Origin of the sequence: Streptococcus gingivalis (assembly GCF_035544715.1) — a bacterium.
Taxonomy (GTDB): Bacteria; Bacillota; Bacilli; order Lactobacillales; family Streptococcaceae; genus Streptococcus; species Streptococcus gingivalis.
The window spans coordinates 1-21,936 of record NZ_JAYKTO010000002.1; the positions used below are offsets into that span (position 1 = coordinate 1).

The window sequence follows — 21,936 nt, forward strand, 5'->3', positions numbered from 1 at the left end:
TATCCTTTCTAAGCATACTTTCAAACGTGCGGTCTAATTCACTCTGTGGTAGACTTTCTGGTGTGTAGTGATTCGCTAGTTTTGCAAGCATATATATCGCGTCTACTTCTACTCCTCTAAGAAGCAGACCACCGATAAAACTTGCAAGAGCATTATTTCTACCACCTTTATCACCCAGCCCGTATACGACCTGTTCAAAAAGTTTTGCTGTTTTGCTCGAATACTCACCTTTCTGATAATCCGTGGTAAAATTCACCTTGGATTTTTTCTTCTCAGTTTTTAGAATTTCTAAAATCTCTGGTGGACATTCAGCGATAGGATGCTTATTCTTCCACTTATACTGACCTTTAGAATTATTGCTAGGCGGTACTAAGATGTAATTGTTTTTATTAGCTTTAATGTCTATACCAGCTTTAATCCGTATATCTTGACTTATTTCAACCCCTTGCGGTTTCTTTAAGTAGATATGTTCACCACCGCTTGGGGTTGTAACTCTCAAGGTGTCTGGTATGTATTGTGATAATTCCCAGTCGTTTAATGATTGGTAGCCGTTTTCGGTTTTATTGATATCTATATCAATCACGAAAAAATCTACTGTTCTAAGCGCTATATTCGCTTCTGGTTCTTCGTGCCAAAACCGTTTGATATCGTCAGCGGTAAAGGTGCTATCTTTAAATTTAGTGATAGCACGTTTACTACGCTTGTCGATTGGAATGACAGAAAAACCATTTGCTTGATAATTCAGCGCATAATCTACCATTCCTACCATAGTCTTAGAATGGCAAATCTAAATCTTCGATCTGTTGATTCGTAGATGGTTTGATCTCGCCTGCGAATGCTGGCAACTCTGATTGTTCCATCTTCGTTACGTTCAAATTCTCGTAAGTCTGACCGTTGTACTCAGATGTAACGTTTTTTACGGTTACTTTCAAAGACTTACCACGGATCAGTTCTAGGAATTGGTCGATAGAGTTGATCTCTACCCCCTCTTGGATTTTAACCGCTTTGGCATAACGTTGAAGTGCCCATGTTGGATACTGAAGTGTTTCTTTGTTAATCCAAATCTTGTCAAAAATTAAGTTATTTCGGAATTTTTGCTGAAAATCATCACGAATTTTAAGGCGGATGTCCAGAAAATCTGTACCGTTCTTGCTTGCGTTCTGCTCCGCCTGTGAGACGAATACCTCATACGTTCCATCTGTGATAGATGCGAATTGTTCTGCTGCTTCATAGTTTACTGAGAATAGTGACATAGTAAGTTACCTCCAAATATTTAACCTTTTCTGTTGAAACCACAACCAACCGTTGGCATATCCTTTTAAATTTCGGAACGCTTTTAATTCGGCTAGGTTCTGACATTTTGTATATTGCTTTCCATATTTTTTAACACGACAATATACCATCGCTTCATCTTTTCTGACCTCGATTTCTTCACCATTTACGTTGATGAATACCATCTCTTGGTCTATCTTTGTAAGCTCAATCTCTGAGCGTTTATCGTCTAAGTTTATGACGATTTTTGGTTGAATGATAACCGCCCCACAATATGGACAACAATTATCTTTCATCTGCTCTCTCCAAAATGTTGCAAAACATTGTTCACACGTTTTGGGAGATTTTTCGGCTGGTTTTTTCGTTTTCGAAAGTCCAGTTAGTGTCCAGTCTCGATCATCATTTGGTAATCCGTGTCTTAAATGGTTACCTACGTGGTCGATAAGGATTGCACGTTTCCCCTCTCTGGGGTTAAGTGGTCGCATAGCGAATTGCAAGTATAACGATAATGATGCCGTTGGTCGTAGCATGATACAGACATCTACATTCGGTAAGTCAATTCCCTCAGTAAAGAGGTTAACGTTTACCATGATGGTTATTTCACCGTCTCTAAAGGCTTGCATATATTCTTCACGCGCCTTTTTGTCTGTTTGACCAGTCACGACTACTGCACGATAACCGTTATTATTAAATCGTTCTGCGACTTTATCAGCGTATACTACGCTATGGACATATACGATAGCTTGCTTACCGTCTGCTAATCGTTTGTAGTGGTCAATAAAATCACCATACTCACCTTTAAAATCAAGTGCATCGTCTATCGAACTATTGGTAAATTCTCCAGATCGTTTTCTCAATTTCTTGAGGTCTAACAGATTGATAGAATAGTAATCAAATTCGGATATGTTCCCGTGTTTCTGTAGCCATCGTATGGATTTACCGATGACTAGATCATCTGCTAAATCATCAAACCCAGCCCCGTCTAGTCTGATTGGTGTTCCCGTAAAGAATAACTGAGTAGCGTTTTTAAAGTATTTCAATATCGTCTGATACTGCTTGGCTTTAATGTGGTGAGCCTCATCGACTAATACCACATCGAATTTTGGGAGGGTGTCCAGTTTTCGGACTAGACTGCCAACCGTACCGATGGTTACATAGTCAAGATTGACTTCACCACGTTTAAATGTTTCTTCGACCTGCTCATTTATTTCTTTCCGATGGCTAAAGAATAGTACGTGTTTTTGTTTATCAGTAGCATTTTTCGCGATGTGCGACATGACTACTGTTTTGCCAGATCGTGGTTACGGGGGTGATTGAACCATGATTTTTTTGTTACCGTTCATCATAGATTTTTTAATGTCCATGATTAACTCTTTCTGATAATCACGTAATTCAAACACCACTAATCATCACCCCCTTTAAATAACTCTTCGACCTTACAGCCTTTACGGTTGTCTAAGCGATTTTTAGCATAAACGCTTGCAGATGGTTGTAGGATAAACCCTCGTACTTCTTCACCATCGTCCGTGGTTTTCTTCACCAGACGGGCGACCACATCAGTCAGTCCAAGGAAGTTATTTAAAATTTTAGGGCGAATGTCTGGCATAGCACGGTTGTAGATCATACCGTTTTCGTCCGTCCATTGGTCGCTTGCCTCCCACGCTGTAAATACAATGCGTTTATTAAGTTGTAACAAGGCTCGTAAACTATCTAAGATCGTAAAATCTACCCGTTGGTAATCTGCTTGCGATGGTACACGATGGTTTTTACCGTCACGACCTAAGTTGGCAAGACACGCACGGAATAACTCAGAAACGTTATCAACCACGATTGTGTCGTATGGTTCACCAGCTCCGTTTAACAATTCTTTAACGACTGTTAACCATTCATCCCAGATCTTGTGTGTATCAACATCTGCGATGTCAATGTTTTCGCATCCTGCTAAGACCTTAGCAGACTTGTCGATATTAATGACTAACGTTTTACCATCAATGTATTTAATCGCACTGGTCTTACCAAATCCTGGGTTTCCGTAGATTAAGTAGCACGCATCATCATTCGTGATTTTCGTCGCCTGTGTGATCTTCATTTATCTTTCCTCCATCCATATACTCGCTCAGAATAGCACTCGTATCGCACATCATTCGCACTTGTCTCTTGCGCTCCTTAAAGAGTTCTTCTACTAATTCCTTTGGGATTGTGTGCCGATACCGTTTTAAAACTTCATTTACTGCCAGATTGATTTCTTCTTCCAGCATATTGGTATATGTGCCAGTGTTGATCATCAATGAATCTGCTGTAACATTGCCGAATTTATCGTGATAATCTGGCGCACATACTAGCTCGTATTTTGTGTTAACGTAAAATCTCATCTTTAAGCACCTTTCAAAATTTCAGCAAGTTTTAAAATTTGATTAGCTGTATCTACGACTTCTTCAATAGTTCTAGCATCGCTAACCGAAAGTGCTTTTTGCTTTAGAAATTCCAGATCGTTATCGTTGCCAATAGCTTCAACTTCCTCTTTCACAACTTTAATTTCTTCAATGTTTTCATCTTCATTAATTGCTTCCGATTCCATCATTATTGGCGCAGATAGTCCAGCCAACTCAAAACTTTCGTTAATCATTTCTGCTACGTCAAAATATTCACTATTAATTTTGACCCCGTCCAGCTTTTTTCCTCTTGAAAACATACCAATAGTTTGACAAACTTTCATCGCAATTTTAGCGTTTCTTGGAGTGGGATTGTTATAAGTGTTTACCAGCGCTTGTCTTGGATAACCTTTTGTGTAGCCTAGTCGGTCATCGAGTTCCTCTGCAGAAATATTGTGGTAGCGCCTCAATTCCTTTAAACGGTCTATATTGATAGCTAATAGCAACTTTAAGTGAAAGTAGTAAACAGGATTATCATCAAACACTTTATCAAACCTGTATGGATCATTTGCAAACATTTTTTTGTATTTTTCAGATAATCTTTTGTACTCTTCTTCTTTTTCTGGGTGTTGTTGTCTTACGGCTTTTATAAACATCATTGCAATTTCATCTTTATGTTCTTTCCGTTTTTTATTTTTGTATTTACCTTTAGCCATTGTGTCATCTCCGTTAATTTTTAAATTTCATCATCATCGCCTAACCAGCGTTTGCCAGACCCGTACCAGTGCCATAGATCTGGATCGTGGTAGTCGATTTCTTCGTTTTCGTCCATTTAATAGCACCCGTAGAACATTCGTATGTTCGATGTCCCTTTTCTCGTAGATTTTTAATAGAGTTTCAAGTTCTTTAATTCTTCTTGCTTTCTTAAAGAACATCTGCTGTACCCCAATCATTATCAGAGTGAGAGTGCTTGCGTGCGTAAGCTAGATCAGCTTGAAATGCTTGATAGCCCTCTTCAAACTTCTCTTGCAAATCTTCCTCGTACTGTTGCATGATCGCTTCCTGTTTGGCCAGTCTTGCTTTCTTCCGTTGCGCACGTTTAAAGTCCCAAACCGCTCCGATAAATCCAGCCGTGAAAAATGTTCCTGCGATTGTTATTCCTGCGATAATGTCGTTATACATGTTGTATTTCCTTTTCTAGTTCCAAAATCTCGTGTACATCGTTTAGATCGTACATAATGTATTTTCCTTGCTTGCGAAATTTCAAGCCTTTGCGTTTCAAGCGTTTTAAGTATTCGTTGCTAAAACCAAACATCTCTTGCAATTCTGCTTGACTGATTGGTAACAGTTCTTTCTTAGCCTGTTCTTTCGCTTCGAGGTAAATTTCTCTGATCTGTTCTTTGATTAGTTCTTCAATCATTGCCCACCTCTTCTTTCTGTGGTATAATCAAAGTGGTTAATTTTGTGAAGCGTTCCATTCTGTGGGGCGCTTTTTTATGTTCATAAAGCATGAACTTTATATTTAAAAAAATAAGAGGGGATATCTTCTGGATTCACTCCAAGAATCTCAACCGCCTTTGAAATCTCACTATCTTTCCAAGATGTTCGATTATTCAATTTCAGCGAGATACTGCGTTCTGACATTCCCATAGCCTCAGCAAAGTTGGCTTGTGTTCCAAACTTCTCTGTGATTTTACCTAAAAGCATTGAATAGTCATTGCTCATTTTATCACTCCTTTCTTGTTCACGTCACGTGAACTTTGATCATGGTTAAAGTATATCATGCGTCATGAACTTTGTCAACACTTTTTTTCATTTTTTTTGAACTTTTTTATTTTTTATTTTCAAAATTTGTGTTATACTATAGTAGAAATAAGGAGTAAAGATCATGAGAAAATTTGAAACTGCGGACAGAATCCGAGAATTAATGCAAGAGAAACAATGGAAACAAGTAGATATAATTAATAATTCGAAGCCTTTCCAAGAAAAATTAGGTGTTAAACTTGGAAAAAGTGCGTTGTCTCAATACGTGAATGGTGTACAAGCGCCAGACCAAAAGAAATTAGCTTTGCTTGCTTTGACTTTTAATGTATCAGAAGCATGGTTAATGGGTTATGATGTCCCAAGGGAGCGTGATACTTCTACTTCTACCACCACCACTGGCTATACCGAAACCGACCTCCGCAAAATGGCAGAAAACGCAAAAACATTTGACGGTAAACCACTAAACGAAAACGATATACAAGCAATACAGAACATTATAGAAATATATTTAAAAGGCAGACTATGAGTATAGAAGAAATTTGCGACCTGCATGGTGTCCGTATTGCCTATTTCGATCCCGATCTATGGAATAGGCACGGCATCTATGTGGACGAAATAAAGATAGTATTTGTGAACAAATCACTATCTAGTGAAGCCCAGAAGAGGGTTATACTGCACGAATTAGGCCACCTCGACCATTCGAAGGGAGAATACACCATCAACCCGATTAAATGCGAAAACGAGGCCAATAGAGCCATGATACATGAATTATTGAAGGAGGAATTGAACCACGTAGACAAGGAAAATTTCAACTATTTAAATTTTATGGAACGGCACAAATTAAAAACGACCACGGACGAACTCATGGTCATTGATGAATTTTATAGATTGGTAGGTTAGATTATTATGGATTTAGAACAAGCAAGATTAAAATTAAAATGTGAACACTGTAAGAATGACATTATCTTAACATTCCACACTCAGCGATGCCCAAAATGTGGGTTTAGATTTAATCCAGATGAAGTGAAACAGATTTTTTATGATTATGAAAGTCATGTTGAAAATAGCAAGGCCACGCAAGTAGGCAATGCTCTTGATGGCTGTGGTACTGCTCTGCAAGGCTGTGGACAATCTCTTAGCAGTCTAGGTTGTTTAATCATGATTATCTTGCTACTAATACCACTACTGCATTTTATTTTTAGTTTAATGTAAATAAAAAAACCGCCCCGAAAAACGGGACGGTAGATAGGAAAGATATTGAAATCTATATAGATTATATCATATCAATGGTAGATTGTCATGATCAAAAAATATTTAACAAAGGACGGAGAAACACGCTATATGCTCCAAGCGTATCTGGGTGTTGATCCGTTTACTGGCAAGCAAAAACGAACGACCCGTAGAGGGTTTAAAACTCAAAAGGAAGCAAAGAAAGCAGAACGGGAACTACTGCTATCTATCGAAGAGAATGGCTTTACAGATCACTCTAGCAAGCCTACGTTTAAAGAAGTAGCTGATCTGTGGTTAGAGAGTTATGAAACGACTGTAAAGCCTACGACTTATCAAAATACAAAGAATTATCTTGAAGCAATCATAGAGAATCATTTTAAGGATATCCGAATTGAGAGCGTGTCCGTGGCTATGATGCAAAAGATTGTCATAGAATTAAGCAAGAAGTATGTAACTTACTTAAATTATCTGTCTATCATTAACAGGGTGTTTAAGTACGCTCTGCATCTGGATATCATCCAGACTAATCCAGTTGATAGGATCATACGTCCAAAACAGCAGAAACCACGGAAAGAAAAAATAGCACTCACTAAAAAAGAATTAAACAAATTTCTCACGCTGGCAAAGAAAGATGCACGACCTGTCTTATACACTGCGTGGCACACACTCGCTTACACTGGGTTAAGGCGAGGGGAATTGTTAGGACTTGAATGGTCTGATATTGATTTTAAAACCAAGACGATATCAGTTAGTAAGACACTTGTTACAATTAATGGGAAGCTGTCTACTCAGTCGCCTAAAACCAAACGTAGCACACGGACGATCTCGCTAGATGATAGCACGGTACAGATACTTAAAGAATGGAAATTAGAGCAGAAGAAACTATTCTTTAAATATGGTGTTAAGTCAAAAAATATCGTCATCACCAATACCAAGGGTGGCTACTTCGACTTTGCACATTTTCGGGATGAACTGCGATACTTTCTTGGCAAGCACAAACTAAAACAATTTAGCGTGCATAGTCTGAGACACACGCACGCAAGTTTGTTATTCGAAGCTGGCATAGAACCTAAAACGATATCAGATAGATTAGGTCACTCGAATATCCAAACGACACTCGATATGTACACACACTTAAATGACAAACAGCGGTCAGATGTTGCAGATCGCTTATTAAAATTTCTTGAAGCGTAGTCAAAAACGTAGTCAACATACTAAAACCCTTGATACACAAGGGTTTTTACTTTTATACCAAAAAATGAGAAATAAGGCTGGATTGCTTGATAAGAAAATCTGCAAGAACTTCCTGTAACAGGTTGTAGTCTCATACTGTCTATGGTTTTCATGTTAGGGACTTTGACGTGTTTCCTTTTTTTCCTTGGCAATTTTCCTAAAAAGTGTATAATAGAACTATGCGGAGGTGGTGGAACGGCAGACACGCATGCTTCAGGCGCATGTGCCCCTTCGGGCGTGAGGGTTCAAATCCCTTTCTCCGCATCTTGGAAAGGTGGCCCAGCTTGGTACGGCACCGGACTCGAAATCCGGCAAGTGGATTTTCTTCACGCGCGGGTTCAAATCCCGTCCTTTCCTTACGATGCAAATAAGCCATAGGTTATAACCTATGGCTTTTCTGTTATTTTATTCCTGCTTCTAGAAGACCATCTGCTAAGCGGGCGAAATCTTCTAAGCTAAGAGCTTCTCCTCGCACAGATGGTTGCAGGCCTGCAGCTTCAATCCCTACTTCTAGTTTGGCTTTGATTTCTTCGGTCTTGCCAAAGCGACTAGTCAAGTTGTTCCAAAGCGTTTTGCGGCGGTGGACAAAGCTAGCCTTGCTGACAGAGAAGAAGAAATCTTCATCCTTGACGGCCACTGCTGGTTCTTCGCGACGCACCATCTTGAGGATGGCAGAGTCGACATTTGGCGCTGGCACAAAGACGGTGCGTGGTACGATAAAGGCCACCTTAGCTGTCATATAGTATTGGACTGCAATAGACAAAGACCCATAAGCCTTGGTGTTGGGCTCAGCTGAAATACGGTCGGCGACCTCTTTTTGCATCATGACCACAAATTCTTGGAAAGGAATTTTAGACTCAATCAAGTGCATGAGGATGGGAGTCGTGATGTAGTATGGAAGGTTGGCTACTACCTTAATTGGAAGCTCTGGATTTTTAAACTCTGCGATGTACTGGTTGAGATCCACCTTGAGGATGTCTTGGTTGACAACCGTCACATTATCAAAATCACGCAAGGTATCCGCTAAGATGGGAACTAAGCGGTCATCAATCTCAAAGGCCATCACTTCTGCAGCATTTTCTGCCAAAAACTCAGTGAGAGCTCCAATTCCGGGACCGATTTCGATGACATTGACCTGCTTATCAATCTCAGCAGTGTCCACAATTTTTTGAAGGATGTTGGTATCGGTCAGAAAGTTTTGTCCGAAGGATTTTTTAAAGGTAAAACCGTGACGCTCCAGCACTGCCTTGGTCACGCTATAATCTGCAATTCTCATTTTTTCTCTTTTCTAATATAGTATGCTTCCGGGGTAGAATGATAGAGTAAAACAAACAAGGGAGTCCCAGCAATTCCTTCCAACATCTCTTTTAATACTGCTTCCGGATGGATAATCTCTCGTGTTTTAGTAAAATAAACACCTTGTTCCCCATTTCGATTTCGAAGTTCCCAGGCGACATTGTTTCCTTGAATAGATGGTAAATAACGTTCCTTTTCTAGAAAATCAAAAAATTCTTTCACCGTCATGTCTTCAGAGACTTCAAATTCCACTTCATGAGGTAAAACATCGTCCCCCATACAGACAGATTCTCTATCAACGATTATTTTCATATTGTTATTCCTTTACACATTTCTATTTGATTTTTTTAAGATGAATCTCCTAGAAATAACTTTATTTACTACTATTGCAACACCTTCTACTTACATTTGAGGTTCACTTAGTTATTCTCATAACTTTTCATAGCATCCTCAACCTCAGCCAAGCTGATTCCAAACAACTCCAAGCGTTTGATCAGTTGTTTGCCATTGCAGTAGCCAATACGGAGTTCTTCTCCTAAGTATTCCCGTCGTTTGCGACTATCGTTGCCCATCAACAGGCCAAGACGCATCAAATCAGTCTTTGTGATATCAAAGAAATTCTCATCTTCATAGGAGCCAACCAGTCCAGCCAGGGCTTTTTCTAAGTCTTCAAAACTAGCATGCTCCACTCCCAAGGAACGCCCCTTGGTCTTGGACTTGGGTACTGCTTCGCCACGATTCAAAAAAGCATGCTTGGCTTGCGGAATTTCTTGCATGATGATCTTGCGAATGCGCTCGCCATTATAGTCTGGATCGGTAAAAACAATGACCCCACGCAACTCTTGCAAGGTAGCAATTCGTTCCAAGTCATCTTGATCGATCGCAGAGCCTCGTGTTTCATAGGTATCCACCTCATAATAGCGTTTCAGATTGACCGTATCGTCCTTGCCCTCCACGACAATCACTTCTGGTATTTTTCTTTTCTCAGTCAAGGCCAAATACCTTTCTTGCATTGTCATAGGTTGCCTGAGCCACTTCTTCTGTTGTTAAGCCACGTAGTTCTGCAATGAAGTCTACTACATAACGAGTGTAGGCTGTTTTATTTTCTCGGCCACGTTTGGGAACTGGTGCCAGATAAGGGGCATCTGTCTCAACCAAGATTTTATCGAGCGGCAGGCCAGCTGCGGCTTCTTGGACATCTGTGGCTTTCTTAAACGTCACCACTCCAGAAAAAGAGATCATCATTCCCAGATCCATAAAGCGTTTGGCTTCTTCTAAACTTCCTGAGAAGGAATGCATGATCCCACCGCGAGGCCCGACTCCTTCGCTCTTGATAATGGCATAGGTATCTTCTAGCGCATCACGCGTATGCACTACAAAAGGCAAGTCCAGTTCCTTAGACAGCTGAATCTGACGACGGAAGACCTTTTCTTGAATGTCTTTTGGTGCTGTCATCCAGTGGTAATCCAGACCAATTTCTCCTAGGGCGACAACTTTGGGATGTTTCAACTGTTCAAGTAAATAGGCCTCTACCTCAGGACTATAATCGCCCGCCTCAGTGGGGTGCCAACCAAGCGTGAGATAGAGCTCTGGGTGCTGGTCTGTCAACTCCATGGCTCGCTCAATCGTCGGTTTGTCAAAACCAACAATATTATGAGCTACAACGCCCATTTCCTTGGCCAAGTCCAGCTCTTCTTGTTCTTTTCCTGCGAATTCTTCCACATTGAGATGGGTGTGGGTATCAAAAATCTGCATGATCTTCCTTTTCTTCCGAGTTTTTCTTCTTTCTATTATAGCAGAAAGCGCCTCTAAATTCACTTTCGGATAAAACAAAAACCAGTAGTCTCGAGTTTCTACTGGTTTTTAGGTTTTTATCTGAATTAGGCAGCCAAAACTTTGCGTCCTTTACGACGACGAGCTGCCAATACGCGACGACCATTTTTAGTTGCCATACGGTGACGGAAACCATGTTTGCGCGCACGACGAAGTTTACTTGGTTGATAAGTACGTTTCACGATGAATACCTCCTCATAGATTTTGTATTCGTTTAGCCGGCTAGTTGTGATCAGTTACTAAACATACTTTACTATTCTATCGGATTCAGCTCTATTTGTCAATAGCTATGGCAAAATTGTTGCAAATACAGGTCGGAGAAAACCTTTCTACACCTGACGGGTTGCCAAGTAATAGGGTTCCAGAGCCACCAGCGCCTCTTGCAACTGATCTAGGATATCCTCAAGAGAACCCTCCTTGACTAGAGAAACATCGTATTTGACGAGGACCTTACGAACCACCCCTTCTGCTACTGCTTGCAACAGATCATGGCGATTCTTTTCTGTTCCTTCTACTCTTCGACTCTCCCCGTTTTCCTGAGCTAGATAATAGACTGGCTGAGTGATGGGTACAGATAGAACCTTGTGTTGCTTTTGTAAGCTCTGCTCATCTTTTTTTCTCTCAATGAAACTCACCTCTAGGGAAACACCAAAATCAGTTGCGTCTCCATAAAGTCTCAAAGCAAACATGGGTTCTGCCATCGTCCCTTCACCTTTTAGATAGGCCCAAAAATGAGGCCGCAAGATCTGAGCCTGGTTCATCCACTGGCTGGTTCGATCTTGCTCCAAATAGGGGTGACGCTGCTGAAAGGCTGAGACTAATTCTGTAAACTCCTTACGAGCCGCTTGAGCTAGGGCACGATACTGTTCCATCTCTGGGGCTAGCACTCCTGCCTTTTCTGGTGCTTGGTATTTGATTCCTTGAAGCTTTAAAAACTCTCGAATCGCTGCAAATGCCATCTGTTTCCTTTCTAAACCCAATAAAAAAGAGAGAGAGGCCCAATCCCATCTCTCCCTCATGAGAAATAATAGCTAGATTATCCTTCGATGTCTACCACCACGTAACGATTTGGTTCTTCGCCTTCAGAGTAGCTGGTGACCCCTTCCATCTTAGAGACGATACGGTGAATGATTTTCCGTTCACTGTTTGACATTGGATCTGTCTGTTGGGCTTGCCCGTCTTCAAGGGCACGCGTTGCCAACTTCTGAGCATAGCTTTGAAGAACTTCCGCCCGGTGTTCTACATAGTCATTAACATTAATGGTAATGTAAAAATTCTTTGAGTAGCGGTTATAAAGATAGTTTTGTGCCAAGAGTTGAAGAGCCTTCAAGACTTTCCCATGGTAGCCGATGACACGTCCTGGCTCATTGGTATCAATTTGCATATTGACCGTACGGCGGTTGTGACTACTTGAGATGGTCGCATCCACATCCATTTCATCGATTACTGTTTGAACATAGGCTGTCACATCTGTGACGACTTCTTCGATATTGTAGTTTTCCTCTACTTCGATACCAAGGTTTGAGAAATCAGACTCATTTGATTCTTTTGCTACTGGTTCTTTAACTTTCTCAAGGATATGTTCATGCCCTTTTTCTTCAAGAACGGTATCTGCTTCTTTGTCATGTTTGAGGATTTCTGTCTTGATTTCTTCAGAGACAACTTCTCCTTCTTCTTCGACCTTTTTGATCGCTGCAACGACGCGTCCGAGATCGACCGTTGCTTCGCTCACTGTCTTAACCGGCTCGTTTTGCGCATTGATTTCATCTGGGACACCTTTGACGGCTTTTTGATTGGCTTTCACAACCGTTGTTTCTGCAATCGGCTCAATCTCAACCTGGGCTGGTTTTTTCCCAAACAAGCCAAGAAAACCTTTCTTCTCACGCGCTACAACTGTAATATGTGCCTTCATACGGGGAATATTTAAATCGTTCAGGCCTTTTTGAATAGCTTCTTCAACAGTTGCTCCAGTATATAGGACCATATGTCCACCTCTTTCTTATTTTTTCTTTTTCTGTGCTTTGTTTAGGGCACGGCGTTTTTGTTTTTCCATGTCTCGCGAAGCTTGCTCTTTTGCTTCACGCTCTGCGATAATCTTGAAGGGGTTGTTCAAGAGATAGGTCTGTCCGACTTGATAAGCATTGGAAGTCACCCAGTAGAGTGCGACCCCGCTGGCTGAGAACAAGGCAAAGAAGAAGATCATCACAGGCATCACATACATCATGGTTGTTGCACTCCCATTGCGCTCTGGCATGGCTTTATTGGTCAACCAACTACTGAAAAATGTGAAGAGCGCTGCAAGAACCGGCAAGATGTAAGTCGGGTCGATCGCGCCAAGGTCCAACCAAAGGAAGTGACCGACTTTAAGGAATTCGACACGGCTCAGAGCTTGGAATAAGGCCATCAAAACCGGCATCTGAATCAAGAGAGGAAGAAAGGCTGAAGATGTTTTGACGCCTTTTTCCTTGTAAAGGGCCCGCATCTCTTCAGAAAGCTTGGTCCGACTATCTAGATCCTTTCCAGGATACTTGGCTTGCAATTCCTTGAGTAGGGGTTGAATTTCCTGCATCTTGCGGGTTGAATTCATTTGATATTGGAAAAGCGGCAAGAGGACCGTCCGGATCACAATGGTAAAGACGATAATCCCCACACCGATACTTCCGCCAAATGACAAGAAGCGAATGGCTTCGGCAAAGAAGTAGACGAAGCGTTCCCAACCACCTGTCGACTGAGCTGTCACTTGAGAGGTTCCACAAGCTGTCAAGACCAATAAGGCCGCTCCTAATAATCCAGTTAACTTCAGTTTCTTTTTCACATTATTCCCTTTCTTGGTAGACATGTGCTAATTTTAAGACATGTACAAGATTTTTCTCTACTTGATGAAAGTCGAGCTCCTCCACTCCTTTACGAGCAATGACAACAAAATCATCGGTCGTAAGGAAGGCTTGGTGTTTGATCAAAACATGGCGAATCAAACGTTTGATGCGATTTCTGGTCACAGCATTTCCCAGTTTCTTACTAACAGACAGGCCGACTCGAAAATGCGGTTGGTCTTTGCGCAAGCGGTAAACAACGAATTTCCGATTGGCAACATTTTGACCACTTTTAAAAATAGCATTAAAATCTTTGTCACGTTTGACGCGGTAGCTTTTTTTCAAACCTCAACTCCCTCTTTTAAATTTATTCTATTATACCATATTTTCAAAAAAAACCAATCTCACTCAGGAAATCGGTTGTTACTTAAATACAGATAAAAGTAAAGGCAAGGTGTAGTAGAGATTGAGCAAGATATGAGCCAAAATAGGAGAAAGGAGCGTCTTGCTCCGATAATACAGGATCCCAAAAATCACACTCGGCAGGAGATAGATGATAGAAGCTCCCAGCGAAAAAGGATTGTGGAGAAAATGCAGGCCACTGTAGATGAGGGCTGGAAGCCAAATCTCTGCATAGAGTTTCCAGCCTTTGAAGTAGGCATTCACCAAGGCTCCACGAAAGATCAGCTCTTCTGTCACCGGCCGGATGACGACCATTGCGATCACTAAGATAAGCACCCCTGTGGGACTAATTTCCCGTGGAAAGAGACTCAAAACAGCTGCCCGTCCTTGAACAAAACCACTGATGAAGTAGTCCAACCAGTAAACCAAACAGGCCGCAAAAACGGCTTCTATCAGAGCTTGAAGAGGGTTCTTCCCCAGCTTAAACTGCGCTTTTTTAGAAAAACGGTAGACCAAAAATCCTGTAAAGACTGCATAGAGGCCTTCTAGGCCAAATAAGGTCCAATAATAGCTATTGGCGCTTGCTACACTGTTGGAGACATACTGGGCCAAGGGGCGAAATTGAGGCCGAACATAAAAATAAAACAAGAGCAGAAAGAGGGGATAAAGCAGTGAGAGCTTTCCTTTGATGAATTTCATAGATACCTTTCCTATAAAGTATGACAAATCGTATAGTGCATCTTACCATAATCGTGACAAGGTTTCAATGAAAAAGGATGCCTTCCTACTCTCTGAGATAGGCTACATAACCACCTACGACAGCGACTAAAATCAAGAGACAAAGAAGAGTTTCCAGCCATACGAGAGCTGTCAAGAAAGGCAGTTGCAACAAGCCTTGGGCCATTTTCAAAGAGGTCGCTGTGATGACTGTTGGAAAGGTCAGGGCTGAAAAAGCAGGTTGAAAACCTTCTTTGATCATTTTCGGTAGGCGCGTCAAAACAAAGAAATAAAAACCTTGCGAGGCCACCACCATGATCAGTAAGAACCAGGTGGGCAGGCTTGCTCCACCCACACGAACCAGGGCTGCTAAAAGAAGGGAAAAGGGAGCACAATAGATGCCTTCTTGGCCCAACAGATGACTGGGTAAGGGGGACTGCTTCAAATCATGATAGATAAGGGGATAAAGAAGAAAGGTCAAACCAAAACCAATCACTAAAGCGAGATAAGCAATCTCCCTTATTCCCACAACGGGATAGGTCAAAGCTGCTACTGCAATGCCCACATAGAGAACGGTCCAACTGGGAGTGGCATTGGCTCTTGGTCGCGCTAGGACATGTGTCTTGGTAAAATAGAGAATTAAGCCCAGATCCAAGAGAAAGGCAGACCACCAGACCAACTGTGATAGACCCCCAAAGGCTGGAAAGAGGCGCAAAAGATAGGTGGATAGAATCATCCCTGCCATGGGAAAAGTCGCCATCCCAGATAAAAGGGCTGGTTGTTGGAATTCTATCTTGGTTTCTTGCCAGCGAATCGCATGATAAACGACAAAGAAAAACCAGAAGAACAAACCTGTCAGACTAAAGGCGTGAGCAAGGAAGGGTAGCGAGTCTGCAAGAAGATTTCCAGCGCCAACCAGTCCTAACAGACATCCTGAAAATACTAAGGGAATCTTTTTCATCGGGAGCTCCAATCATGTTGTCGCTTTCAGTATACCATAAAAGAGAAGGAAGCAGGATAAAAAAAGAGAGTGGGACAGAAATCGGTAATTCGTTAGAATTCGATTTCGTCGTCCCACCTCCGCACAGTTGAGTAGGGCTGTAAAAGCTGATGAAATCAGCGTAGTAGAGCCCACTCAACCACTGCGTCTTACTCGACAATCCAAAAATAATTGAGAGGCTAGGACTTTTGTCCCAGCCTCTTCAAATTGTAGATATCTCTTTAATTTTTTAAGTATCATTTAGGTTGCATTATCTAAGAAACAGATGGATTACATTCTAAAAGAAGTTGGAGAATACCAACTTCTTTTTATCCATTCTATTAAAGACTAGGCCTGTACGACCATCATATAAAGAAATAAGGATAGGAGAAAGACGATGCTAACAACAAGGGTCGCTAACTTGAGTCCACGGTGGGAGCGCCAGTAACTTGGCTTTCCTAGGTTACTGGTCGCATCTGTTGAGAGCGATTGTTGTTGGCGAGGCTGCAGGGTGATCAGAACCACAAGAGTGAGGGATAAGATCGAGATCCCGATTGCAAATACCATTTCCATCTTAGGATCCTCCTAACACTCTGAAGAGGGTAAAAATAACTCCCAGCAGAATCACCAAACCAATGATCACATTAAAAGTAACATTGATCTTTTCAGAACGTGTCGTCTTTTCTTTTTCGGCAGGACGGCGTTTGAGAGACTCCATCCGTCCTTCTACTTCTTTGTAAAATAAATCTTTCTTACGATCACTCACTGTATCCACCTATCCCTTCTTGCAAGCGAGCTTTGAAAACAGCTGGCTCAACGCTACTTGATTGGGCAGTTTGTTGCGCGACAGCTTCTCTGTAGTTATCCACAGATTGGTAGATTTCCTGGATACGGGCCACCATATCTGCTTCTTTTCCTTGATCAAAGATATTGGCTTGTGCGAGGAAGTGGCGGTCATGCAGGGTATGGCTAAAGGCAAGGATGACTTGCTGGTGTTCGAAGGCCTTGCGAACAATGCCTTGCACCTCTGCATAGTGGTTGATATCCAGATAAATACTAGAGACCTTAAGCAACTCTTTGATCCGCTCTTGACTGATATTTTGGTACAAGACTACATTTGGATAGCGAACCATAGACAAGAGGCTCGCAGACATCTCCGTCAAAGCTGCTACACGGAAGGTCACATTCGGCAAGTTCTCTACTAGGTAGGTCAAGGCTTCGATCTGATCCGAATTAGTCAAGACAAAGGCGTCTTTACGGATATCGTCTTTCACCTTGAAATCATACAGGTAGCCAAGAGGTCCAAAATAGCTATGCTGATCTTGCGAGGTCAACTGCAAAGCGCGATGATAGGTCGCGTTTTGCGGAATCAAGATCTTCTTGGTCCGGATTTCTGGGCTCTTTAGAATCAACTGCATGTTGCCCGGAAGGCTGTCGTGAAGAGGCTCTTGCCACACCAAGACGTCGCGTCCTTTGATGCCTTTATTGCCTAGCTGGAGACTAATGCTAAAGGAGGTAGCCAGCGTATTGTAGACCAAACCATCTAGATCAAAACCACGATACTCTAGATAAAAGACAAAGTAATCTAAGCGATTCTTGAAAATCCGCATGGGTTGATGGTCCAAGGTCAAGATCAAATCCCCTGTTTGGTGATTCTCTGTCAAGCGCTCGATATCCCCTTCAAAATAAGTGGTCACCAAATACTGTCCCTGATCGCCACAAGTCGTTACAGCAATCTTACGACCGTATTGGTCATAGTGCTCAACCATGACCACTTGCCCTTTGCCATCTAACCACTCTAAGCGCTCGACGATGCGTTTATAAGAAGCAGCATGGTAAACAATCCGAGCCTTTTCTTGACCATAGTAGGTCACTTTCCCCGAACTGTTGTCCCCAGAAACTTCCCAGAAATCAGGCACTGGAACTTCATTAAAGTAGCGTCCCCGCTTCTCCCCTTTTGCTTGTCCTAAGAAATAGATAAAGGGAGACTCGACACCGTCTGGTAAGAAACCATTTGGCTCCAAAATAACGGTCGGATGGTCAAAACCAGACTCTTTCATGGAGTGGAGCAGGTCTTGGCTTTCACGAGAATAACTATCAAATACGTTCAGCATGTGTCACCTCTTCTATCAATTGTGCCCAAGCTTCTTCTACTCGGCTGGTCAAAAAGTCTTCTGCACGCGCATAAGATGCTTGACGCATGCTGGCTAGATCATCTTTTTTGTATAGCTGGATCATTTTTTCCGCAAAGGCAGAAGCAATCTGGTCGACCACTTGATCTGCTGAAGGCGGAATGAGATAGCCATTTTTACCTTCTGTAACAAAGGTCTGGTTGCCATAAGGAACGTCAAAACCGATTATCGGAAGACCAGAACCAATCGCCTCCATCAAGGTCAACCCAAAGCCTTCACTGGTCGACGCTGACAGGTAAACCTCATAGTTCTTATAAATTTCCTCTAAATTGGCATGCCCTTTGAGGTGGATATAATCTGCTGCCCCCAATTCATCAATTAGAGAACGCAACTTGCCTTCTTCTCCACCTTTTCCATAGATGTCAAAAGACAGTTCTGGCAATTCTTTTTTGGCGCGAACCACTGCTCGCACCAACCAGTCAATATGCTTTTCTGTCGCCAAACGAGAGGCAGTAATCATAGAAAATGGGGTGCGATTTTCGTTTTGTGGCAAGCTTGCAAGACTCCCAACTGGAATGGTATAGATAGCTGGCTGATGGTTGGTGTATTTGGCAAACTGCTCGGCCAAGATTTCTTTTTGGCGGTCAGTCGCGACAATAAAGAAGTCCACCTTGTCTGCATTGGTAAATTGGTACTCGTAGTAGTTGTTCCACAGGATATACTGATCATCAACATTATTGGCACTGAAGTGCTCGGCGTGAACGACCACACCCAGACGGGCTTTTTGCGCTTCTTCAAAGATAGGCTGACCGATATTAGTTTCCCGATCCAAAATTACCAGATCTTGTTTGGTCAATTGAAGAGTTTGCATGAAGTAGCGGATCAATTCTTGGCGACCAACTAGGTAGCGATCTGGAAAACGATAAATTTCGCGGCCATCTGCCATCTGCATGCTGTAGGCAACCGTCCCGTCTTCATTGTAAAAACGGCGCTCAATCAAGTTGGCTTGATTGTTTTTGGGAATGAAGTACTCAGTACAATAGCGGGTATAGGAGAAATAATCCTTTCTCACCAAAATTCCTCTAGACACGTACTCGCAACGTTCAACATAGGGACTGTTTTCTGCGCACAGGTAGCAGGTCAAAAAGTTGTCCTGGTCCTCATAAAAGAAACGCTTGATCTTACCATCGACTTCTTCACGAGTCGGTTTCCCGGCAAAACCTGCTAAGACCTGATCAATGGTATAGGTCGTTGGCGCAATTTTTATATCTGTAAAATGGCTATAGAGCCAGATGATTTCATCATTTTTAAAACCGATATTTTCTGTTAAATGTTGGATATTATCGGCTAGAATCATATCCATAAAGACAAACTTGGCTGGTTGATGGATATTGCGTAACAACTGGGCACGGTAGGCCTGGGCATACTCAACACCACTGCTGGCCCAACCGATTCCAAGGTTGATATTGTATACTGTCATAATGTCCTCTTTTATGGGAAATGCAAGACAATTTCCCCTTTTTTATTGATTTCTACTCGACTCAGTAAGAGATTGCGGACCATTTGTTCTTTGGCCGCCTCTTTCATTCGTTCAAAGGATTGGTAGGCTTCTTGGAAAAATTCTACCAAAGGGTTTTTCTGACTGGTGTACTGACCAGAGAGCGCCATGCGCAATTGTTGCAGATAGTCTACCTGCTCTACCCAGTTTTCATCGATAGCTTTTAGGATCGCCATGCGCTGGAATTGGGCGATCACCTCATCGGTGCCTAAGATCTCATACTTAGCTTCCAACTCGCTTTTAGCAATCTCCCATAAGAAATTCTCTTTGGTTTTCTTGCTACGGAAGGTTTGGTGGGCCTTTTCCGGATCTACTTGGTAGCTCACATTGTCTAACATATAGCGATAAAAAGCTACCGGTTCCTTGTATTCTTTTTTATGGGCTACACTTGAAAAGACGGAACGAAGCACTTTTTCAACGATATCATCCAAGCGACCTTCTTGTTTGATCAAGCGATCGCGCTCTTCGTAGACGATGGCACGCTGAATATTCATGCTTTCCGCAAATTCTAGTGTCATCCGACGACTGGCCTGACCAGAACTTTCACTAGCATTTTGAGCTCGCTCCACCAAGTTTCTATACTTGCGCTTGGTCAGAGCTTTGGCTGAACCAATTCGCTCATCCACATCATAGTCTTGATAGGTATCCTGGATCCAGTCTGGCCCCCAGTTTTTCATCAAATCGTCTTCCAAAGAGACGAAGAACTTGGTCAAACCGGGATCTCCTTGGCGACCTGAACGTCCCCGAATTTGAAGGTCAATCCGCTGGTTCATCATCCGCTCAGTCCCAACAACCACCAAGCCACCTAACTCAGCGACTCCTGGTCCCAACTTGATATCGGTTCCCCGACCGGCCATTGAGGTCGCAACCGTCACAGCTCCTTTTCGACCTGATTCCTTAATGATCTGGGCCTCTCGAGGAGCATTGTTGGCATTAAGAAGATTGTGTGGAATCCCTTCCCGCAAAAGAAGATTCGAGTAAAGAATCGACATCTCAACGGATCCGGCAAAGACCAGAATCGGATTGCCCTTTTCGTGGATCTTCTTCACATAATCCAAGGAAGCCACGATTTTCTCTGGCAAGGTCTGATAGATTTCATCTGGCAAATCCTTGCGGATCTTCTTGCGATTGGTTGGGATCTTGATCACTGACATGGCATAGGTATCAAGAAACTCTGCCTCAGCGACCTTCCCAGTCCCAGTCATGCCACCCAACTTCCGAAACATCTTAAAGAGGTTTTGGTAAGTAATAGAAGCCATGGCCCGTGTTTCTTGGGTGAGCTTGAGACCCTCTTTGGCTTCAATCGCCTGGTGGAGTCCTCCTTGCAAACGGGTCATTTCCATCAAGCGCCCCGTCGCCTGGTCTAGTAAGACAATCTCCGGTTGCCCTTCGACATTGGGATGGATGACATAATCCTTATCCTTAATAAAGTTTTTATTGGCCTGCAGGGCTAAGCTGATATGGCGGACCAAGTCACGGTATTGGGGATCATAGAGGTTGGGAATGGCTAGAAAGGCTTCTGCTGCATGAGCTCCTTTTCGAGTCAACCAAACTCGTTTCTTTTCTTCATCAAACTTGAAGTCTTCCCCTTCTTTGAAGGTTTGGATCAGGGTATCAATAATCCCATAAAGGTTGGACTGAACCCGAGGAGAACCAGAAATAATCAAGGGAGTCTGAGCACTATCAAGGAGCACCGAATCAATCTCATCAACAATGGCGTAATTGAAGTCTGCCAAAAATTGGCCATCTGCAGAAGCCGTCAAGTTCTCTGTTAAATAGTCAAAGCCCAAACTGGTATTGGTCGTATAAATGACATCTGACCGGTAAATCTCCCGTTTGACTTCTGGATCTAATTCTTCGTCTTCTGATTGTTTCAAGGGAACTCCAACAGTCAAGCCCAAAAAGCGGTAGACCTGTCCCATCTCTTCTGCATCCCGAGTTGCCAGATAGGTATTGGTCGTAATAACCATGACCCCTTTGCCCTCTAAGGCATTGAGATAAACCGGCATAGTTGCCGTCAAGGTCTTTCCTTCACCGGTATTCATTTCAGCGACATTGCCTTGGTGGAGGACAATCCCTCCCATGACTTGCACGTCATAAGGAAACATGCCCAAGACCCGTTTATCAGCTTCCCGCGCAACTGCAAATGCTTCCGGTAAGAGATCATCCAAGGTCTCACCCTCTGCTAGACGTTCCCGAAATTCCACAGTCTTCTCCTGTAGTTGTTGATCCGTCAAGCGGGCCATGTCATCCTTCCAGCTATTGACTTCTTTTAAGATTTTTTTGATGTTTCTTAATTTAACGTAATCCAATGTAATCCTCTTTTTTTGCAGTG

The 21,936-nt window shown here is 42.5% G+C and carries 29 protein-coding genes, 2 tRNA genes and 1 pseudogene; 6 read left to right on the top strand and 26 right to left on the bottom strand.

Annotated elements, in window-relative coordinates:
* From SM122_RS06395 to SM122_RS06440, 10 genes and pseudogenes are all read right to left on the bottom strand, one after another.
* Positions 1 to 769, bottom strand: a 769-nt coding sequence (locus SM122_RS06395; protein WP_324737903.1) for a bifunctional DNA primase/polymerase, incomplete at its 3' end; no start/stop codon positions are given.
* Between the two features lie 4 nt (positions 770 to 773).
* Positions 774 to 1,253, bottom strand: a complete 480-nt coding sequence (locus tag SM122_RS06400; RefSeq protein ID WP_320909843.1) for a DUF669 domain-containing protein — start codon at positions 1,251 to 1,253, stop codon at positions 774 to 776.
* Between the two features lie 6 nt (positions 1,254 to 1,259).
* Complete coding sequence (locus tag SM122_RS06405; RefSeq protein ID WP_320909995.1) at positions 1,260 to 2,129, bottom strand: DEAD/DEAH box helicase; 870 nt, start codon at positions 2,127 to 2,129, stop codon at positions 1,260 to 1,262.
* Positions 2,130 to 2,270: 141 nt separating this feature from the next.
* Positions 2,271 to 2,555: pseudogene (locus SM122_RS06410) on the bottom strand (DEAD/DEAH box helicase family protein); the annotation flags it as partial.
* A gap of 119 nt (positions 2,556 to 2,674) precedes the next feature.
* Positions 2,675 to 3,361 carry an AAA family ATPase gene (locus SM122_RS06415; RefSeq protein ID WP_320909842.1) on the bottom strand — a complete coding sequence of 229 codons (687 nt, stop codon included), beginning with the start codon at positions 3,359 to 3,361 and terminating at the stop codon, positions 2,675 to 2,677.
* A complete protein-coding gene (locus SM122_RS06420; RefSeq protein ID WP_324737904.1) occupies positions 3,327 to 3,644 on the bottom strand; it encodes a hypothetical protein in 318 nt (105 codons plus the stop codon). The genes SM122_RS06415 and SM122_RS06420 overlap by 35 nt, the downstream gene beginning before the upstream one ends.
* 2 nt (positions 3,645 to 3,646) lie before the next feature.
* Positions 3,647 to 4,360 carry a hypothetical protein gene (locus SM122_RS06425; RefSeq protein WP_324737905.1) on the bottom strand — a complete coding sequence of 238 codons (714 nt, stop codon included), beginning with the start codon at positions 4,358 to 4,360 and terminating at the stop codon, positions 3,647 to 3,649.
* A 208-nt stretch (positions 4,361 to 4,568) separates the two neighbouring features.
* A complete protein-coding gene (locus SM122_RS06430) occupies positions 4,569 to 4,826 on the bottom strand; it encodes a hypothetical protein (RefSeq protein ID WP_320909840.1) in 258 nt (85 codons plus the stop codon).
* Complete coding sequence (locus SM122_RS06435) at positions 4,819 to 5,064, bottom strand: helix-turn-helix domain-containing protein (protein WP_155169989.1); 246 nt, start codon at positions 5,062 to 5,064, stop codon at positions 4,819 to 4,821. Before SM122_RS06435 ends, SM122_RS06430 begins: the two co-directional genes overlap by 8 nt.
* An 80-nt stretch (positions 5,065 to 5,144) precedes the next feature.
* Positions 5,145 to 5,369, bottom strand: a complete 225-nt coding sequence (locus tag SM122_RS06440; protein ID WP_320909839.1) for a DUF739 family protein — start codon at positions 5,367 to 5,369, stop codon at positions 5,145 to 5,147.
* 163 nt (positions 5,370 to 5,532) lie between these two features.
* Here SM122_RS06440 and SM122_RS06445 point away from each other — a divergent pair, with 163 nt between their 5' ends.
* The 6 genes from SM122_RS06445 (at position 5,533) to SM122_RS06470 (ending at position 8,228) form a co-directional block, all read left to right on the top strand.
* Positions 5,533 to 5,934, top strand: a complete 402-nt coding sequence (locus tag SM122_RS06445) for a helix-turn-helix domain-containing protein (RefSeq protein ID WP_320909838.1) — start codon at positions 5,533 to 5,535, stop codon at positions 5,932 to 5,934.
* Positions 5,931 to 6,308 (top strand): ImmA/IrrE family metallo-endopeptidase, encoded by a 378-nt coding sequence (locus SM122_RS06450; RefSeq protein WP_320909837.1) that lies wholly within the window; start codon positions 5,931 to 5,933, stop codon positions 6,306 to 6,308. Before SM122_RS06445 ends, SM122_RS06450 begins: the two co-directional genes overlap by 4 nt.
* 6 nt (positions 6,309 to 6,314) lie before the next feature.
* Positions 6,315 to 6,620, top strand: a complete 306-nt coding sequence (locus SM122_RS06455; RefSeq protein ID WP_320909836.1) for a hypothetical protein — start codon at positions 6,315 to 6,317, stop codon at positions 6,618 to 6,620.
* Between the two features lie 87 nt (positions 6,621 to 6,707).
* A complete protein-coding gene (locus tag SM122_RS06460) occupies positions 6,708 to 7,832 on the top strand; it encodes a site-specific integrase (protein WP_324737906.1) in 1,125 nt (374 codons plus the stop codon).
* Positions 7,833 to 8,052: 220 nt separating this feature from the next.
* Positions 8,053 to 8,135: transfer RNA gene (locus SM122_RS06465), tRNA-Leu, on the top strand.
* Positions 8,136 to 8,139: 4 nt separating this feature from the next.
* Positions 8,140 to 8,228: transfer RNA gene (locus SM122_RS06470), tRNA-Ser, on the top strand.
* A gap of 43 nt (positions 8,229 to 8,271) precedes the next feature.
* Here SM122_RS06470 and rsmA read toward each other — a convergent pair.
* The 16 genes from rsmA to secA2 all read right to left on the bottom strand — a co-directional run bounded on the left by rsmA (position 8,272) and on the right by secA2 (position 21,919).
* The gene (rsmA, locus tag SM122_RS06475) at positions 8,272 to 9,147 is read right to left on the bottom strand and encodes a 16S rRNA (adenine(1518)-N(6)/adenine(1519)-N(6))-dimethyltransferase RsmA (RefSeq protein WP_021153984.1); all 876 of its coding nucleotides are present in this window, start codon (positions 9,145 to 9,147) and stop codon (positions 8,272 to 8,274) included.
* Positions 9,144 to 9,479 (bottom strand): hypothetical protein, encoded by a 336-nt coding sequence (locus tag SM122_RS06480; protein WP_049486197.1) that lies wholly within the window; start codon positions 9,477 to 9,479, stop codon positions 9,144 to 9,146. Before SM122_RS06480 ends, rsmA begins: the two co-directional genes overlap by 4 nt.
* 107 nt (positions 9,480 to 9,586) lie before the next feature.
* Entirely contained in the window at positions 9,587 to 10,180 is a 594-nt protein-coding gene (rnmV, locus tag SM122_RS06485) for a ribonuclease M5 (RefSeq protein ID WP_173018908.1), read from the bottom strand.
* Complete coding sequence (locus SM122_RS06490; RefSeq protein ID WP_155170286.1) at positions 10,152 to 10,922, bottom strand: TatD family hydrolase; 771 nt, start codon at positions 10,920 to 10,922, stop codon at positions 10,152 to 10,154. Before SM122_RS06490 ends, rnmV begins: the two co-directional genes overlap by 29 nt.
* Before the next feature lie 125 nt (positions 10,923 to 11,047).
* Positions 11,048 to 11,182, bottom strand: coding sequence for a 50S ribosomal protein L34 (gene rpmH / locus SM122_RS06495; RefSeq protein ID WP_003003086.1), 135 nt, complete (start codon positions 11,180 to 11,182; stop codon positions 11,048 to 11,050).
* A 147-nt stretch (positions 11,183 to 11,329) separates the two neighbouring features.
* Positions 11,330 to 11,959 (bottom strand): ribonuclease P, encoded by a 630-nt coding sequence (locus tag SM122_RS06500; protein WP_155170288.1) that lies wholly within the window; start codon positions 11,957 to 11,959, stop codon positions 11,330 to 11,332.
* A gap of 77 nt (positions 11,960 to 12,036) precedes the next feature.
* Positions 12,037 to 12,984 carry an RNA-binding cell elongation regulator Jag/EloR gene (jag, locus tag SM122_RS06505; RefSeq protein ID WP_155170290.1) on the bottom strand — a complete coding sequence of 316 codons (948 nt, stop codon included), beginning with the start codon at positions 12,982 to 12,984 and terminating at the stop codon, positions 12,037 to 12,039.
* 15 nt (positions 12,985 to 12,999) lie between these two features.
* Positions 13,000 to 13,815, bottom strand: a complete 816-nt coding sequence (locus SM122_RS06510) for a YidC/Oxa1 family membrane protein insertase (protein ID WP_003015944.1) — start codon at positions 13,813 to 13,815, stop codon at positions 13,000 to 13,002.
* A gap of 1 nt (position 13,816) precedes the next feature.
* A complete protein-coding gene (gene rnpA, locus SM122_RS06515) occupies positions 13,817 to 14,158 on the bottom strand; it encodes a ribonuclease P protein component (protein ID WP_003002960.1) in 342 nt (113 codons plus the stop codon).
* Positions 14,159 to 14,236: 78 nt separating this feature from the next.
* Positions 14,237 to 14,914: a CPBP family intramembrane glutamic endopeptidase gene (locus SM122_RS06520; protein ID WP_031573875.1), complete on the bottom strand. Its 678-nt coding sequence runs from the start codon at positions 14,912 to 14,914 to the stop codon at positions 14,237 to 14,239.
* A gap of 85 nt (positions 14,915 to 14,999) precedes the next feature.
* A complete protein-coding gene (locus SM122_RS06525) occupies positions 15,000 to 15,893 on the bottom strand; it encodes a TDT family transporter (RefSeq protein WP_155170292.1) in 894 nt (297 codons plus the stop codon).
* Between the two features lie 366 nt (positions 15,894 to 16,259).
* Entirely contained in the window at positions 16,260 to 16,484 is a 225-nt protein-coding gene (gene asp5, locus SM122_RS06530) for an accessory Sec system protein Asp5 (protein ID WP_155170293.1), read from the bottom strand.
* A 1-nt stretch (position 16,485) separates the two neighbouring features.
* On the bottom strand, positions 16,486 to 16,686 hold the full coding sequence (asp4, locus tag SM122_RS06535; RefSeq protein WP_023919249.1) for an accessory Sec system protein Asp4: 201 nt from the start codon (positions 16,684 to 16,686) through the stop codon (positions 16,486 to 16,488).
* On the bottom strand, positions 16,670 to 18,025 hold the full coding sequence (gene gtfB, locus SM122_RS06540; RefSeq protein ID WP_155170295.1) for an accessory Sec system glycosylation chaperone GtfB: 1,356 nt from the start codon (positions 18,023 to 18,025) through the stop codon (positions 16,670 to 16,672). The genes asp4 and gtfB overlap by 17 nt, the downstream gene beginning before the upstream one ends.
* Positions 18,009 to 19,523, bottom strand: a complete 1,515-nt coding sequence (gene gtfA / locus SM122_RS06545) for an accessory Sec system glycosyltransferase GtfA (protein ID WP_023919253.1) — start codon at positions 19,521 to 19,523, stop codon at positions 18,009 to 18,011. The genes gtfB and gtfA overlap by 17 nt, the downstream gene beginning before the upstream one ends.
* A gap of 11 nt (positions 19,524 to 19,534) precedes the next feature.
* Entirely contained in the window at positions 19,535 to 21,919 is a 2,385-nt protein-coding gene (gene secA2, locus SM122_RS06550) for an accessory Sec system translocase SecA2 (protein WP_080674705.1), read from the bottom strand.
* Positions 21,920 to 21,936 lie beyond the last annotated feature (17 nt).

Coding starts and splice junctions, on each gene's coding strand:
- rnmV (WP_173018908.1), bottom strand. CDS start 10,180: ATGCAAGAAAGGTATTTGGCCTTGACTGAGAAAAGAAAAATACCAGAA.
- SM122_RS06460 (WP_324737906.1), top strand. CDS start 6,708: ATGATCAAAAAATATTTAACAAAGGACGGAGAAACACGCTATATGCTC.
- SM122_RS06520 (WP_031573875.1), bottom strand. CDS start 14,914: ATGAAATTCATCAAAGGAAAGCTCTCACTGCTTTATCCCCTCTTTCTG.
- SM122_RS06500 (WP_155170288.1), bottom strand. CDS start 11,959: ATGGCATTTGCAGCGATTCGAGAGTTTTTAAAGCTTCAAGGAATCAAA.
- SM122_RS06425 (WP_324737905.1), bottom strand. CDS start 4,360: ATGGCTAAAGGTAAATACAAAAATAAAAAACGGAAAGAACATAAAGAT.
- SM122_RS06450 (WP_320909837.1), top strand. CDS start 5,931: ATGAGTATAGAAGAAATTTGCGACCTGCATGGTGTCCGTATTGCCTAT.
- SM122_RS06415 (WP_320909842.1), bottom strand. CDS start 3,361: ATGAAGATCACACAGGCGACGAAAATCACGAATGATGATGCGTGCTAC.
- SM122_RS06455 (WP_320909836.1), top strand. CDS start 6,315: ATGGATTTAGAACAAGCAAGATTAAAATTAAAATGTGAACACTGTAAG.
- SM122_RS06480 (WP_049486197.1), bottom strand. CDS start 9,479: ATGAAAATAATCGTTGATAGAGAATCTGTCTGTATGGGGGACGATGTT.
- SM122_RS06420 (WP_324737904.1), bottom strand. CDS start 3,644: ATGAGATTTTACGTTAACACAAAATACGAGCTAGTATGTGCGCCAGAT.
- gtfA (WP_023919253.1), bottom strand. CDS start 19,523: ATGACAGTATACAATATCAACCTTGGAATCGGTTGGGCCAGCAGTGGT.
- asp5 (WP_155170293.1), bottom strand. CDS start 16,484: ATGGAAATGGTATTTGCAATCGGGATCTCGATCTTATCCCTCACTCTT.
- SM122_RS06435 (WP_155169989.1), bottom strand. CDS start 5,064: ATGATTGAAGAACTAATCAAAGAACAGATCAGAGAAATTTACCTCGAA.
- jag (WP_155170290.1), bottom strand. CDS start 12,984: ATGGTCCTATATACTGGAGCAACTGTTGAAGAAGCTATTCAAAAAGGC.
- rsmA (WP_021153984.1), bottom strand. CDS start 9,147: ATGAGAATTGCAGATTATAGCGTGACCAAGGCAGTGCTGGAGCGTCAC.
- gtfB (WP_155170295.1), bottom strand. CDS start 18,025: ATGCTGAACGTATTTGATAGTTATTCTCGTGAAAGCCAAGACCTGCTC.
- SM122_RS06400 (WP_320909843.1), bottom strand. CDS start 1,253: ATGTCACTATTCTCAGTAAACTATGAAGCAGCAGAACAATTCGCATCT.
- SM122_RS06490 (WP_155170286.1), bottom strand. CDS start 10,922: ATGCAGATTTTTGATACCCACACCCATCTCAATGTGGAAGAATTCGCA.
- SM122_RS06430 (WP_320909840.1), bottom strand. CDS start 4,826: ATGTATAACGACATTATCGCAGGAATAACAATCGCAGGAACATTTTTC.
- SM122_RS06440 (WP_320909839.1), bottom strand. CDS start 5,369: ATGAGCAATGACTATTCAATGCTTTTAGGTAAAATCACAGAGAAGTTT.
- SM122_RS06445 (WP_320909838.1), top strand. CDS start 5,533: ATGAGAAAATTTGAAACTGCGGACAGAATCCGAGAATTAATGCAAGAG.
- SM122_RS06525 (WP_155170292.1), bottom strand. CDS start 15,893: ATGAAAAAGATTCCCTTAGTATTTTCAGGATGTCTGTTAGGACTGGTT.